This window comes from Streptomyces sp. Y309, from assembly GCF_056712025.1.
Window position 1 is genome coordinate 3705973 of sequence record NZ_CM160048.1, and the last position, 13048, is coordinate 3719020.

Annotated in this window: 15 protein-coding genes; 8 read left to right on the forward strand and 7 right to left on the reverse strand. The window is 73.7% G+C overall.

The genetic code is table 11. From position 1 onward, the window contains the following. Positions 1–137 precede the first annotated feature (137 nt). The gene (locus AC0KTA_RS14380; protein ID WP_481055528.1) at positions 138–1166 is read left to right on the forward strand and encodes an NADP-dependent oxidoreductase; all 1029 of its coding nucleotides are present in this window, start codon (positions 138–140) and stop codon (positions 1164–1166) included. Positions 1167–1190: 24 nt separating this feature from the next. Here the strand turns inward: AC0KTA_RS14380 and AC0KTA_RS14385 are convergent, their stop codons facing one another. Continuing rightward, the gene (locus AC0KTA_RS14385; protein ID WP_481055529.1) at positions 1191–1451 is read right to left on the reverse strand and encodes a YciI family protein; all 261 of its coding nucleotides are present in this window, start codon (positions 1449–1451) and stop codon (positions 1191–1193) included. A gap of 23 nt (positions 1452–1474) precedes the next feature. Here AC0KTA_RS14385 and AC0KTA_RS14390 point away from each other — a divergent pair, with 23 nt between their 5' ends. Next, complete coding sequence (locus tag AC0KTA_RS14390; RefSeq protein ID WP_481055530.1) at positions 1475–2176, forward strand: Crp/Fnr family transcriptional regulator; 702 nt, start codon at positions 1475–1477, stop codon at positions 2174–2176. 21 nt (positions 2177–2197) lie between these two features. Here the strand turns inward: AC0KTA_RS14390 and AC0KTA_RS14395 are convergent, their stop codons facing one another. Continuing rightward, positions 2198–2917, reverse strand: a complete 720-nt coding sequence (locus tag AC0KTA_RS14395; protein ID WP_481055531.1) for a hypothetical protein — start codon at positions 2915–2917, stop codon at positions 2198–2200. A 281-nt stretch (positions 2918–3198) separates the two neighbouring features. On the opposite strand from AC0KTA_RS14395, the gene AC0KTA_RS14400 reads away from it, so the two are divergent. Next, complete coding sequence (locus tag AC0KTA_RS14400; protein WP_481055532.1) at positions 3199–4074, forward strand: polysaccharide deacetylase family protein; 876 nt, start codon at positions 3199–3201, stop codon at positions 4072–4074. Between the two features lie 105 nt (positions 4075–4179). Next, on the forward strand, positions 4180–4548 hold the full coding sequence (locus AC0KTA_RS14405; protein WP_481055533.1) for a hypothetical protein: 369 nt from the start codon (positions 4180–4182) through the stop codon (positions 4546–4548). 33 nt (positions 4549–4581) lie between these two features. Here the strand turns inward: AC0KTA_RS14405 and AC0KTA_RS14410 are convergent, their stop codons facing one another. Beyond that, on the reverse strand, positions 4582–5664 hold the full coding sequence (locus AC0KTA_RS14410) for a Kelch repeat-containing protein (RefSeq protein WP_481055534.1): 1083 nt from the start codon (positions 5662–5664) through the stop codon (positions 4582–4584). 208 nt (positions 5665–5872) lie between these two features. Between AC0KTA_RS14410 and AC0KTA_RS14415 the strand changes: the two genes are divergently transcribed. Further along, the gene (locus tag AC0KTA_RS14415) at positions 5873–6712 is read left to right on the forward strand and encodes an MmyB family transcriptional regulator (protein WP_481055535.1); all 840 of its coding nucleotides are present in this window, start codon (positions 5873–5875) and stop codon (positions 6710–6712) included. A gap of 88 nt (positions 6713–6800) precedes the next feature. Here the strand turns inward: AC0KTA_RS14415 and AC0KTA_RS14420 are convergent, their stop codons facing one another. After that, the gene (locus tag AC0KTA_RS14420) at positions 6801–7730 is read right to left on the reverse strand and encodes a LysR family transcriptional regulator (RefSeq protein WP_481055536.1); all 930 of its coding nucleotides are present in this window, start codon (positions 7728–7730) and stop codon (positions 6801–6803) included. Positions 7731–7879: 149 nt separating this feature from the next. Here AC0KTA_RS14420 and AC0KTA_RS14425 point away from each other — a divergent pair, with 149 nt between their 5' ends. From AC0KTA_RS14425 to AC0KTA_RS14435, 3 genes are all read left to right on the forward strand, one after another. After that, positions 7880–9208, forward strand: a complete 1329-nt coding sequence (locus tag AC0KTA_RS14425) for an MFS transporter (protein ID WP_481055537.1) — start codon at positions 7880–7882, stop codon at positions 9206–9208. 70 nt (positions 9209–9278) lie between these two features. Then, a complete protein-coding gene (locus tag AC0KTA_RS14430) occupies positions 9279–9626 on the forward strand; it encodes a hypothetical protein (RefSeq protein WP_481055538.1) in 348 nt (115 codons plus the stop codon). 159 nt (positions 9627–9785) lie between these two features. Next, positions 9786–10691 carry an SAM-dependent methyltransferase gene (locus tag AC0KTA_RS14435; protein WP_481055539.1) on the forward strand — a complete coding sequence of 302 codons (906 nt, stop codon included), beginning with the start codon at positions 9786–9788 and terminating at the stop codon, positions 10689–10691. Between the two features lie 236 nt (positions 10692–10927). Here AC0KTA_RS14435 and AC0KTA_RS14440 read toward each other — a convergent pair whose 3' ends face one another. The 3 genes from AC0KTA_RS14440 to AC0KTA_RS14450 form a co-directional block, all read right to left on the reverse strand. Continuing rightward, entirely contained in the window at positions 10928–11293 is a 366-nt protein-coding gene (locus tag AC0KTA_RS14440) for an STAS domain-containing protein (RefSeq protein WP_481055540.1), read from the reverse strand. A gap of 138 nt (positions 11294–11431) precedes the next feature. Beyond that, positions 11432–12148: an ANTAR domain-containing protein gene (locus AC0KTA_RS14445; RefSeq protein WP_481055541.1), complete on the reverse strand. Its 717-nt coding sequence runs from the start codon at positions 12146–12148 to the stop codon at positions 11432–11434. Positions 12149–12224: 76 nt separating this feature from the next. Further along, positions 12225–12968, reverse strand: a complete 744-nt coding sequence (locus AC0KTA_RS14450; protein WP_481055542.1) for a GAF and ANTAR domain-containing protein — start codon at positions 12966–12968, stop codon at positions 12225–12227. Positions 12969–13048 lie beyond the last annotated feature (80 nt).

Below are 13048 nucleotides of genomic sequence, written 5' to 3' on the forward strand. Positions count from 1 at the left end.
CCCCTCTCCCCCCTTGTCGCGCTTCGCGCTCGTCCTCAAACGCCGGACGGGCTTCGTCGTGCGTCGGCCGTCAGTTGTTCGTGCGCGGGCTCCGGCACCTTGTCCTCATCGCCGAAATCGCCACCGAAGGAGCCCCAATGACCGCCTCCCGTGAGATCCGCCTCGCCGCCCGTCCGGTCGGCTCGCCCTCCCCCGCCGACTTCGAACTGGTCACCACCAAGATCCCGGACACCGTGGCCGATTGCACCGATGGCCGGATCCTTGTGCGCAACACCTGGATGTCCGTCGACCCGTACATGCGTGGCCGCATGGACGACGTGCCCTCGTACATGCCGCCGTTCGAGCTGGGCGCGGCCCTGGAGGGCAGCGCACTCGGCGAGGTCGTCGCCTCGGGCAGCCCGGACGTGCCGGTCGGCGCGACCGTCACGCACTTCGCGGGCTGGCGCGAGTACGCCGTCCTGGACGCGGCCGCCGTGACGGTCGTCGACACCTCGCTCGCCCCGGCGTCCGCCTACCTCGGGCCGCTCGGCGCGACGGGCCTGACGGCGTACGCGGCGCTGACCCGCACCGCGCCGGTCAAGAAGGGCGACGTCGTGTTCGTCTCGGCCGCGGCGGGCGCGGTCGGCAGCGTCGCGGGGCAGGTGGCCCGCGCGCTCGGCGCGTCCCGCGTGATCGGCTCGGCGGGCGGTCCGGCGAAGACGAAGAAGCTGCTCGACACGTTCGGGTACGACGCGGCCATCGACTACCGCCAGGGCGAGCTGGCCGCCCAACTCGCGCAGGCCGCGCCCGACGGCGTCGACGTCTACCTCGACAACGTGGGCGGCGACCACCTCCAGGCCGCGATCGGCGCGATCCGGCGGGAGGGCCGCATCGCCCTCGTCGGCGCCATCAGCACGTACAACGCCACGACGCCCGCGCCGGGACCCGACAACCTCTTCCAGGCGGCGAAGCAGGAGGCGACCCTGCGCGGCATGCTCGTCACCAGCCACCTGGACCTGTTCCCGGAGTGGATCGCGAAGGCGGTGGAGCTGCGGGCGCAAGGTCTCCTGCGCACCGAGGAGACCGTCGTCCACGGCATCGAGCAGGCGCCGGAGGCTTTCCTCGGCGTCCTGCGCGGCGCCAACACCGGAAAGATGCTGGTCCGCCTGGACGGCGGGGCCAAGTGACGGCCCAAGGTGGCGGGGGCGCGTTCAAGGTCCTACCAGCGGCGTCCACTCCCGCACGGCGTGGACGCGTACGCCCGGAGCGTCGTAGTACGGATCGGCGGCCATGATCTGCTCCAGTTCGGGGCGGTCGACGTCGAAGATCAGCACCGCGCCCGAGTCGTCCGCCCAGGGCCCGGCGGCCACCAGCCGTCCTTCGGCGTGCAGTTGAGTGAGGCGCTCGCGGTGGGCAGGGCGCGCGGCGAGCCGTTCAGGGCGGCCGCTGAAGGCGAGTTCGAGTATCCACATGCGGGGGACGGTACGGTCGCGCTGTGACCAGGTCTGTATCGCGTGATACACGCGGGCGGTGGCACTCCTTGGGCGGCGTGCCGCTCTTCGCGGCTCTTCCGGACGACGTCCTGCGGCAGTTGTGGCGGGCGTCCGTGCCGTACGCGGTACCGGCCGGGCAGGTCCTGCGCCACGCGGCCGACCCGGCCGCCCGTCTCCTGCTCCTCCTGCACGGCTCGGTGGCCGCCTCCGCCACGACCGGCACCGGCCGGGTCGTGCGCTTCGGGGAGTGGGCGGCCCCCTGCGCCCTCGACAAGATCGCCGTGATCGACGGCGGCGGACACACGGCCACGCTCACCGCGCTCACGCCCTGCGCCGTGCGGAGTCTCCCTCGGGAGCGCTTCCTGGCACTGGTCGACGACGAGTCGTCGGTACGCCGCCACGTGCTGCGGGTGCTCGCGGGGAGCGCCCGCCGACAGCAGGAGCGGCTGGCCCGTACGGCCACGCTGCCCGCCGAGGCCCGGGTCGCGGCCTGGCTCCTGGAGCGGAGCGCGGCGGCGCCCCGCGGCGGCCCGGTGCCCTTGCCCGGCGGCACCCAACAGGCCCTCGCCGAACTGCTCGGCGTGACCCGCGTGACGGTCAACCGCGCGCTGTCCCGCCTCCGGCGCGACAGGCTGATCGACGTACGGCGCCGTGCCGTCACGGTCCTCGCCCCCGAGTTGCTGGAACTCCGCGCCCACGGCTGAGGGCCCTCAGGGCCGCGGCCGTCACACGGTGACGCGCGGCGCCTCGGCCGGCCGCCGCCGCTCCGGCGGCTCCGCCGCCAGCGCCTCGCCCTCCATGTCGACCCGGGGAACAAGCCGCTCCCTGGTGCCGGTGACGGCAATGTCCGCGCCGGTGCGCTGCTTCAACTCGGCGCGCTGGTCACGGATGTCGGTCACGAGCTGCTTGATGCGCTCGCTGTCGGAGCCGGTCTGCGGTACGGCGGTGACGACGGCCGTGCGGCCCTGGGCGTCGTACGCAGGCGGCAGCGTCGCCGCCACCCCCGGCAGCCGCCCGACCTCGTCGGCGACGCGGGCCACGGCCTGCTTGGGCTGCGCCGCGCCGGAGGCGTCGACGACCACCGTGAGCGGACCGTTGTAACCAGGACCGAAACTGTCCGCGACGACGTCGTACGCCTGGCGCGCGGAAGTGTCGGACGCGTGCGAGCCCGGGCCCGGCAGCCCGAGGCGCAGGTCGGCCGCGGGCACGGCGAGCGCGCCCAGGCCGAGCAGTCCGAGGAGCAGCACCGCCACCGGCCGCCCGGTGACGAGCCGCGCCCAGCGCACCCCGAACGCCTCCTTCCGCGGCGACCCGGCGACTCCCCACGCCGTGTCCGCATCAGGGGCGTCCTGCGACCCGCCCGTCCCACGGCCACCCCCGCCTCGCGCACGCCGCCCCACGATCCGCTCCCCCGCGAACCCCAGCAACGCGGGCACCAACGTCACCGCCACCACCATCGCCACCAGCACGGCCGCCGCCGACGCGACGACTCCATCGAGGCCGGCCTCGATCTCCTGGTCGCCGCCAGCCTGGCGATGGCGTGCAAGGACCCCAGGGACTGAAGAACCTCAGAGACCAAGGACCCCAGGGACCAGTGACCCCGGAGACCGGCACTCCTCGTCGTCGCGAGCGAGGGCTTGACCATCACATCAGTGTGAACGTTTAACCATGTTCACCGGACGCCGACGGCCCGTCGGCGTCCACGGACAGTTCCGAGGTGAATGTGATGGACAACCAGCTCTACGACTACAGCCCCATCGTCGGCCGCGAGCCGATCCGGTGGCCGGACGGCGCCAAGGTCGCCTTCTATGTCGGGCTCAACATCGAGCACTACGAGGTCGACAAGCCGTCGACCTCCACGTTCCCGGGCACGGCGCACCTCGCGCCGGACCCGCTCAACTACGGCTGGCGTGATTACGGCCCGCGCGTCGGCTTCTGGCGCACCCTGGAGACCCTGGACCGGCACGGCGTCCGGGCGAGCGTGCTGCTCAACTCCGATGTGGGCGACCGCTATCCGCAGATCATCCAGGCCGGCCGGGAGCGCGACTGGGCGTGGCTCGCGCACGGCAGGAACAACTCGATCTTCCAGGCGGACATGACGGAGGACGAGGAGCGCGCGTATCTCAAGGACGTGGTCGGGACCATAGAGCGGACCACCGGCACGCGGCCGCGCGGCTGGATGGGCCCGGCCCTGACGGAGACCTTCCGCACCCCGCACCTGCTCAAGGAGCTGGGCCTCGACTACGTACTGGACTGGACGAACGACGACCAGCCGTACGCCCTGAACGTCCCCGGCATGTTCAGCGTCCCGTACTCCGTCGAGCTGAACGACATCAGCCTGTTCGTCGGCAAGAGCACGACAGGCCCCGACTTCGTGCAGATCGTCAAGGACCAGCTCGACCAGCTGCACGCCGACGCGGAGGCGGCGGACAGCGGGCGCGTGCTGGCCCTGGCCCTGCACCCGTTCGTGATCGGCCAGGCGTTCCGCGCCAAGTACCTGGACCAGGCTCTTGAGTACGTGGTGAACCACCCCGGTGTGTGGGTGACCACGTCGGACGAGATCGCCGGGCACTACCGGTCGACCCGGCCCGCGCAGGCCTGAGGGCGCCTACCGGGGGCGCGCGGGACCGTGGGTCACCTCCACCGGTCGGCCGACGCTGGCCGCGCCTTCTTGTCGCTTCCGCCCCGGTTCGGGACTGTTGCGCTCATGATGAAGCGAACGAAGCTGGCGGTGGCGGGAGCCGCCCTGCTCCTGACCCCGCTCACCGCCGGGTACGCGAGCGCGGCCCCCGCCCCCACCACGGCGCCCGCCGCCCCGGCCGCCGCCCCGGCCCCCGTCGCCTGCGAGATCGGCGGCCCCCACACCGACTTCAAGGGCACCACCATCCACATGCGCAACCGCCCCGGCGGCGACCACGTGGGCTGGGCCAACCAGGGCGACTGCGCGTACTGGTACCAGACCGACTCCGGGCCGACCGTGCAGTGCCCCGACGGCAGCAGGACCGCGGCCTGGCAACTGGTGCAGAACAAGCGCACGGGCGTGGTGGGTTACGTCTCGGCCTGCTATCTGGGCTGAGGTTCCGCAGGCCTGCCCGGGCTGTCGGCAGGCCTACCTGCGCCGCGGCCGGTACGCGTCGTGCGTGTCCACCGGCGCGCCCCCGTGCATCGTGCCCCCGCCCGGGATGTGGATCGTCCCGGCCACGGCGGCGGCCGCGGTGCCGTGCCGGGGTACCGGCATGGGCGCGAGGACGTGCCAGCGGTCGCGGACGGTGTCGTACGCCTCGGTCTCGCCGAAGACGCCGTGCGAACCCTCGGCCGGATTGCCCTCGCCGCCGAAGGTGTACACCCGCGTGCCCACGGCCGCGGCGGCGATGCCGCCCCGGGGCGTCGGCATCGGGGCGCGTTCGCCCCAGCGGCGCGGGCGCGCCAGGTCGAGCGCGTAGACCTGGTCGCGGACGTTCTCCTGCCCCCGGTCCCGGCCGCCGAGCACGTACAGGGACCCCTCGACGACCGCGCCCCCGACGTGGTCACGGGCCTCGGGCAGACGCGGCAGGGAGTCCCAGGCCCGAGTCCGCACGTCGTACGAGGACACGGTGTCGACGGTGTCCTGGAGGCCGCCCGGAACCGGCGCGAGGCTGCGCATCCCGCCCGCCAGGTAGACCTTCCCGCCGTGCACGCCCACGGCGGCGCTGCCGCGCTCGGTGCCCGTCGGCATGGGGGCGAGCCGCGTCCACCGGTCCGCGCGCGGGTCGTACGCGAACGCCTCGCCCGTCGCCTCCCAGGACGCCCCGCCCGCGAGGCCGCCGATGACGTACAACCTGCCGCCGACGGCCGCCACGTTGGGGTGGTTCATGGCGACGGGCAGCGGGGCGGCCGTCGACCAGGCGCGGGTGCGGGGGTCGTAGACCTCGACGCGGCCGGTCGTGACGAACGTGCCGTCGGCGGCCGGGACGATGCCGCCGACAACGTAGATCCTGCCGCCGACGGCGGCGACGCCGTGCTCCTGGCGGGGGCCGCCGCCGACCGGGGGCATCGGCGCCCAGCCGCTTCGATGCGGCGCCCGGCCGCTTGCGTGCGGCGCCCAGCCGCTTCCGTGCGGGCGGTCCAGGCGGTCCAGGGCCCGCGCGGCGGTCGGCACGGTGAGCGCCGCCGTCACGGCCACCGCACCGGTCAGCACGGTTCGGCGCCGCATCACAGGGACCTTGAGGTTGGCGAATGGCATGGGTGGGCCCTCTTCCTGACGGTTCGGGATCTGACGTTCGGGATCTGTCGTTCGGGTTCCGACGGTTCGTGTGCCGAGGCCCACCCTGCGCGGACCCCGCGTCCCCAGCCAGCCCCCTCCCCACCCAGGGGTCGCCACCCCCTGGCTCCGCGCCCCCGCGCCCGGCACGATGGCGGGCGTGGACCTCCCCGAACTCGCCGCGTTCCTCCGCTCCCGGCGCGACCGCGTCCGGCCCCGCGACGTCGGCCTGCCCGTCGGCCCGCGGCGGCGCGTGCCGGGCCTGCGGCGCGAAGAGGTGGCCCAACTGGCCGGACTCTCCGCCGACTACTACACGGAGCTGGAGCGCGGGCACGGCGTCCAGCCGTCCGACCAGACGCTGGCCGCGCTGGCCCGCGCGCTGCGCCTGGACGGCGACGAGCGCGACCACCTGTTCCACCTCGCCGAGCGGCGCGTGCCCCCGGCCGCCCACGGCCCGGCCGCGCACGTGCAGCCCGGCCTGCTGAACCTGCTCGACCAGCTCTCCGCGACGCCCGCCCTGGTCATCACGGACCTGCACGAGACGCTGGCGCAGAACACCCTCGCGACGGCGCTGTTCGGGCCGCCGCCCGCGCTCCGGGGCCCGGCCGCGAGCTGGGTGTACCGCTGGTTCACCGACCCGGCGTCGCGCGCGCTCTATCCGCCCGAGGACCACCCGCACCACTCGCGGGTCTTCGTCGCCGACCTGCGGGCGGTCGCCGCCCGGCGCGGCCGGGACACCCAGGTCGCCCGCATGGTGGCCGAACTACGCCGCCGCAGCGAGGAGTTCGCGACGCTGTGGGACACCCGGGACGTCGCCGTACGCAGGGCCGACCACAAGCGGGTCGTGCACACGACGCTCGGGATCCTCGAACTCGACTGCCACAGCCTGCTCAGCGAGGACGGCCACCAGCGGCTGCTGTGGCTCACCGCCGCGCCCGGCTCGACGGCGGCGTCCAAGCTGGAGCTGCTGACGGTCGGGGGCATCGCGGCCCTGGGCTGAGGCGCGTACATGAGCTGAGGCACGTACAACTGAGGCCCGCGCGACGGCTCACCGGCCCCCCCCCCCCCCCCCCCCCCCGGCGCCCCGCTCACCGCGCCCAAGCCGGCCGCCAGGTCTCCGCACCCCCGAGGTCCGGCCGGGTGGCGAGCAGGTGGTCGCGGAGTGCGGCGAGGCCGGGGTGCGGGTTGTCGGTGTGCCAGAGCAGGGAGTGCGGGTAGACGGGCGTCGGGTCGCGCAGCGGGATGAGCCGCAGGTCGTGGCCCGCGGGCCAGACGAGCGGGGTCCGCTCGCTCAGGAACGTCGCCAGCGTCGCGGAGTCCGCGATCGTGTCGAGGAGCGACTCGACGCCGAAGTTCGGGCCGAGCACGTCGATCGTGAACCCGAAGGTGGCGGCGAGTTCGTCGTAGTACGCGGCCCACTCGGTCCCGGACGTGTTGCCCGGCATCCAGATCCGGCGCCCGGCGAGCTGCGCCGGGGTGACCGAGCGGGCGCCCGCGAACTCGTGGGCGGGCCCGGTGAACAGCATCATCGGCTCGTCGAACACGGGGACGGCCTCGATGTGCTCGGGGAGCCGCCGCCCCGGCATGGTGACCGCGCGGAAGGTCGCGTCGATCGTTCCGTCCAGGAGGGCGGCGATCGCCGCGTCGGCGCCGAAGAGGGTCACGACGTCGAGGTCGGTCCCCGGGTACGCGCGGTGGAAGTCCCGCAGCAGACCGGCCGTCGCCACCCGGCGGCCGACCACGTCGACGCGCAGCGCCCGGCTGCCGGGCCGCACGGAGGCCGCCGCCCGCTCCTCGGCCTGGAGCAGCGCGCGGGCGTGCGGCAGGAACGCCTGCCCGTCGATGGTGAGCCGGGCGCCGCGCGGCGTGCGCGTGAACAGCCGCACCCCGAGGTCCGCCTCCAGCGCGGCGACCCGCTTGGACACGGCCTGCTGGGTGATCTCCAGGTCGGCGGCGGCCTCCTGGAACTGCCCGGTGTCGGCGGCGGCGACGAAGGTGCGTACGGCGTTGAGATCCACACCGCCACCTTACGCGGTACGTGCACAACTCCTGGTTGTACGGGATGTCCCCCTGGTTGTTTGCGGGGGAGGCCAGCGCCTGGCTTTGATTCCCCGGGTCAACGCGAGGTTGTCCTGGAAGGGGGAAGCCAGGGATGGGGAAGCCGGGGATGGGGAAGCCGGGAACGGCGGACGGGCGGCGGCGGTCACTGGGCCGGGGCTTCGGGTGGCTGTGGGCCGCGTACGGGGTCAGCGCGTTCGGGACGCGGTTCGCGTTCGACGCGTTCGCGCTGATCGCGATCCTGGCGCTGCACGCGGGACCGGCGCAGGTGTCGCTGCTGTCGGCGGCGGGGCTCGCGGTGGGGGCGGTGGTGGCGGTGCCGCTCGGTCCGTGGGTGGAGTTCCGCCGCAAGCGTCCGGTGATGGTGGCGATGGACCTGATCCGCTGCGCGGCGCTCCTGACCGTGCCGGCCGCCTACGCCCTCGACGCCCTGACCTTCGCCCAACTCCTCGCGGTCTCCGTGCTGGTGGCCGCGGCCGACATCGCGTTCGGTGCGGCGGCCGGGGCCTGCCTGAAGTCGCTCGTACGCCCGCAGGACCTGCTCACCGCCAACGGCCGCCTGGAGTCCACGTCCTGGACGGCCACGGCACTCGGGCCGCCGCTCGGCGGGGCGGCGGTGGGGATGTTCGGCCCGGTGGTGACGGTGGCGGCGGACGCGGTGAGCTATCTGCTGTCGGCGGCGGGGATCCGCGCGATCGGCGGCACCGAGCCGCACCCGGCCGACGGCGGCACCGAGCACCCGGCCACCCGGCAGGCCGCGCGCACCCCACCCCGCCTCCGCGCCCGCGACCTCCCGGAAGGCTGGCGGTTCATCCTCGCCGACCCCACCCTGCGCCCCCTGTTCCTCAACACGGTCCTGGTGAGCGCCCTGATCATGGCGGCAGCTCCCCCGCTCGCCGTCCTCATGCTCGGTCAACTGGGCTTCGCCCCCTGGCAGTACGGCCTAGCCTTCGCGCTCCCCTGTGTGGGCGGTCTGATCGGCTCCCGCCTGTCCCGCCCCCTCGTCCGCCGCTTCGGCGAGCACAGGATCCTGCGCACGGTGGGAACCCTGCGCGCCTGCTGGTCCCTGGGCCTGGCCTTCGTCCACCCGGGCCCCACCGGACTCGTCCTGGTCGTGGTCACCGAGCTCGGCCTGATCACCTGCATGGGCGTCTTCAACCCGGTGTACGCCACTCACCGCCTGAAGCACATCCCGCCCGACCGCGTCGCCCGCACCCTGTCCGCCTGGACGATCACCACCAGGACGACGGTCGCCGCCCTGACCGCCCTGGGCGGCCTCCTGGCCACCGCCACCACCCCCCGCACGACGATCGCCGTGACCGGACTCCTCCTCCTGGCGACCCCGTTCCTGCTCCGGCTTCCCGAGCCGCCGGGCGGCCTTCCCGACCGCAAGGGGCCGTACCCCCTGGGCGCCCCGCCCCCCGTCCGAAACCGTTGACGTCATGACGGAAACCGTGGCGGGCGCCACGGCTTCCGGCGCCGCTCAATTCTCTCCAAGGAGTGCCTTCATGCGCCTTCTTTCCACCGCCGGCGCCGCCCTCGGCGCGCTCGCGCTCGCCATCGCCCTGCCCACCTCCGCCTCGGCGGCGGAGGGCCACTTCTTCTACACGTACAGCGGCCTCGACGGCTCCCCGCGGATCGGCGTCCTGGCCGACCCGCCGAGCTACGAGTGCCTGACCCTGCCGGAGGTCGGCAACCCTTCCTCGTCGAGCCCGGCGCACTCGCCGCTCAACCACACCGACGAGTACGCCACCGTCTTCACCGGCCCGCACTGTGACGGAGACTCCTACGTCCTGCGTCCCCACGGCGGCCAGGCCTCCGAGCGCCTGAAGCTCCGCTCGGTGCGCTTCAGGTAGCGCCTCAGGCGGTACGGGACCGGCCGACGGGGGCGCGGAGAGGCCCAACTCCACACCCCTGTTGGCCGACTTGGCGCCCTTGATCGCTTCCCGTGGCGGCGCCCACGCTTGGGGAGCCGCCACAGCGGCGGCACGGGGAGGAGCGAGGGGACAGCGCGCATGAACGAGAACAAGACCGACACGACCGCCAAGACCGCCAGGGCCGACAAGGCCACCGCACTGGGCAGCAACGAGGACGCGACCCGCAGCTACTACGAATCCAGCGACGTCGACGGCTTCTATGACGCCGTGTGGGGCGGCGAGGACATCCACACCGGCATCTACGCCCACGACGCGGAGCCGGTCGCCGACGCCTCCCGGCGCACCGTCGAGCGCCTCGCCGACCGGCTCGCGGACCGGCTCGCGGACCGCCTCGGCCCCGGCCGGAGCGTCCTCGACCTCGGCTCCGGCTACGGCGGCACCGCCCGCTACCTCGCCGACCGCTTCGGCTGCCGCGTCGTCGCCCTCAACCTCAGCGCCGCCCAGAACGAGCGCCACCGCGCGGCCAACGCCAAGCGCGGCCTCGACGGGCTCATCGAGGTCGTCACCGGCTCCTTCCACCAAGTGCCGTACGCCGACAACCACTTCGACGCGGTCTGCTCCCTGGAGGCGTTCTGCCACAGCGGCGACCGGCCCCGCGTCCTGGGCGAGGCCGCGCGCGTACTGAAGCCCGGCGGGGCCCTCGCCTTCACCGACATCATGGCCGCCGAGGACACGCCCGCCGAGGCGCTGCACCCCGTCGTCTCCCGCCTCGGCGTGGACGCCCTGGCCACGCCCAACTTCTACGTCGACCAGCTCACGGCGCTGGGCCTGGCGCCCGTCGAGTTCGACGACCACAGCGACCAACTCACCCGGCACTACGTCCGGTTGCTGGCCGAGACCCGCGCCCACGAGGCCGACCTGCGCGCCACCATCAGCCCCGCGTACGTCGACGGTCTGCTCGCCAACCTGCCCCTCTGGGTCGACGCCGCCCGTGCGGGACACCTGCGCTGGGGCATCTTCGGCGCCCGGCGCGGGGCCGCCTGAGCGGCGGATCCTGCCGGTGCGCCCGATCCTGCCGACGCGGCGGATCCTGCCGGTGCGGGCAGCCGTGGCCCCGGCCCGCGGAACCACTCCCCATGGAGCCGCGGCCGGGTTGCCTCGACCGGGACGCCGGGCGCGGGAATACCCGGCGACGGGAGGCGCACGGCAGACCGGGGTCCGGGGCCGCTTGGTGAGCGTAGTCTCGCCGGGGGCGCGGGCCCAGGGCGATTTCGCGTCGGTCAGGCCGCGGCCTGTGGCGGTACGGGGACGGGAAGCCGGTCCAGGATGTCGAATTCCAGGCGCAGTTGGGGATGGTTGAGCAGCTGCAGGGTCGCGGGGCGGGTGCAGATCAGACGCAGGCGCCCGTCGGGGCCGCTGATCCGGGCTCGGGTGCGGTCGAAGAGCCGTACGCCGGAGCAGTCCATGAACTCGACCGCACGCAGGTCGATCAGCAAGTCGGCGCCGATGGTGTGGGTGAGGGCGTCGAGGTGCCAGGTGATGCCGGGTGCGGTGTGGACGTCGATTTCGCCGCACAGGACCACCAGGGTGCAGGTTCCGTGGGGGCGGACGTCCTTGACGCAGACCATTGCAGGGGGTGGGGTCATGGCGACCCTCTTCTCCGGAGGTAGGTGTCCATCAGGACCGGTCACCAACGGGATCTGGGTCGGCACTCCAGGGTAATGCGCCGTGGTTGGCCTGCCGACGGGTTGCGCGAACAAGCTGCGGGCAGGCCGGCCCTCCTGCTACATGCCGTTCCCGTTGTCGTCCAGGTGCAGTCGGCGCGCCAGCACGTCACGGGCGATGTCCAGGAGGGGCCGGTCGCTGCTGAAGGCGTGGCCGCGCAGCCGGATCAGGGCGTGGTCGCAGTCGGTGCCCAGCTGGTCCGCGAGCATGCCGGTGGCCTGGTGGACCTCGGCGAAGTGGAGACCGGGGTCGTCGAGGAGTGGAGTGCGGGGCAGCGCCGCGTGGGTGGCGGTGGTGACGGTGATCTGGGCGATGGTGTCGGCCAGGCCGAAGGCGTCGGTGAGCTGGTCGGTGGACATCGGTCCCGGCCGGGTGCGATGGCCGGTGAGCGCGCCGAGCGCGATGACGCCGATGCGCAGGGGGAACGAGAACACCGCGCGTACGCCCAGCGCCTCGATGGCGCCCGGCAGGCCGGGCCAGCGGTCGGCGGCGAACGTGGCGGCGTCGGACACGTCGGGCAGCAGCATCAGGGCGCCGTGGCGGGCGGCGTCCAGGCTCGGGCCCTGGCCCTGGACCTGCTGCAGGTCCTCCAGCGCGAGCGTGCGCTCGCCGTAGGACTGCACGAGTTCGCCCTGGCTGCCGCCGGGGGCCAGGAGCAGGCCGAGCCCGTCCAGACCCAGCATGTCGGCGCAGGCCGCGAGGGGCATTGGTGCCAGACCGGGGCCGGTGTGGGAGCTGAGGGTGCGCAGATAGTCGGCCATCACCGGGTGGGCCACAGGAGGCACCCCCTTCCCAACACCATGCAGGTCGGCGGGCGTTGAGCCCACCAGTCGGCACCGATGGGCCGACGCTTCACCGATCGCGCCCCGTGAGCAGCGACGCGTCGGCCGTGCCCTGCAGGACCTGGCGGGCGATCTCGGTGAGCCGTGTCTGGTGGTCGCGGGCGTAGCGGCGCATGAGGGTGAACGCCTCTTCGACACCGGTGCCGCGGCGGTTCGCCAGATAGCCCTTGGCCTGCTCGATGATCACGCGGCTGTCCAGGGCGGCCTGCAGTTGCGCGGTCACCGTCATCTGCTCACTCACCGCCCGCTGTTGCAGGACACCGATGGTGGCGGTGTCGGCCAGTGCCTGCCCCAGCCGCAACTGGGGTTCGTCCAGGGGTCCTGGCCGGTCCCGGAACAGGTTCAGGGCCCCGATCACCTGGTTGTGCAGCCGGAGCGGGGCCGCCACGACCGAGGTGAACCCCAGTTCCACGGCCCGCGGGGCGAACCGGGGCCACCGCAGCTCGGCTCCCTGCGTCGCCAGCGGCACGTCGGGAACCTGCTTCTTGGTCCGGAAGCAGTCCCGGCAGGGGCCCTCGTCCCACTCGATGCTGGCCAGTTCCAGCTCGCGGGTGCGCTCGTCCGAGGCCGCGGCGTCCACCAACTGGCCGCCGGGAGTGGCGAGCAGGACCCCGGCGGCGGCCACCTCCAGAAGGTCCACGCAGTGCTCGGCGAGCGAGTGCAGGAATCCGATGACGTCGAAGTCCCGCACCAAGGTGTCGGCGAGGTCGACGAACGCGGCCGCCAACTGCTCCTCACGCGGAAGCTCAGGCATGCCCCACCCACCTCCAAGAGTGATACGCCAACACCTTCCCACAGGCCGAGTTCACCCGCCGCCGCCCAGCCGGACCGCCC

Coding starts and splice junctions, on each gene's coding strand:
- AC0KTA_RS14450 (WP_481055542.1), bottom strand. CDS start 12,968: ATGCCTGAGCTTCCGCGTGAGGAGCAGTTGGCGGCCGCGTTCGTCGAC.
- AC0KTA_RS14425 (WP_481055537.1), top strand. CDS start 7,880: ATGGGGAAGCCGGGAACGGCGGACGGGCGGCGGCGGTCACTGGGCCGG.
- AC0KTA_RS14405 (WP_481055533.1), top strand. CDS start 4,180: ATGATGAAGCGAACGAAGCTGGCGGTGGCGGGAGCCGCCCTGCTCCTG.
- AC0KTA_RS14435 (WP_481055539.1), top strand. CDS start 9,786: ATGAACGAGAACAAGACCGACACGACCGCCAAGACCGCCAGGGCCGAC.
- AC0KTA_RS14385 (WP_481055529.1), bottom strand. CDS start 1,451: ATGTGGATACTCGAACTCGCCTTCAGCGGCCGCCCTGAACGGCTCGCC.
- AC0KTA_RS14410 (WP_481055534.1), bottom strand. CDS start 5,664: ATGCGGCGCCGAACCGTGCTGACCGGTGCGGTGGCCGTGACGGCGGCG.
- AC0KTA_RS14440 (WP_481055540.1), bottom strand. CDS start 11,293: ATGACCCCACCCCCTGCAATGGTCTGCGTCAAGGACGTCCGCCCCCAC.
- AC0KTA_RS14380 (WP_481055528.1), top strand. CDS start 138: ATGACCGCCTCCCGTGAGATCCGCCTCGCCGCCCGTCCGGTCGGCTCG.
- AC0KTA_RS14430 (WP_481055538.1), top strand. CDS start 9,279: ATGCGCCTTCTTTCCACCGCCGGCGCCGCCCTCGGCGCGCTCGCGCTC.
- AC0KTA_RS14400 (WP_481055532.1), top strand. CDS start 3,199: ATGGACAACCAGCTCTACGACTACAGCCCCATCGTCGGCCGCGAGCCG.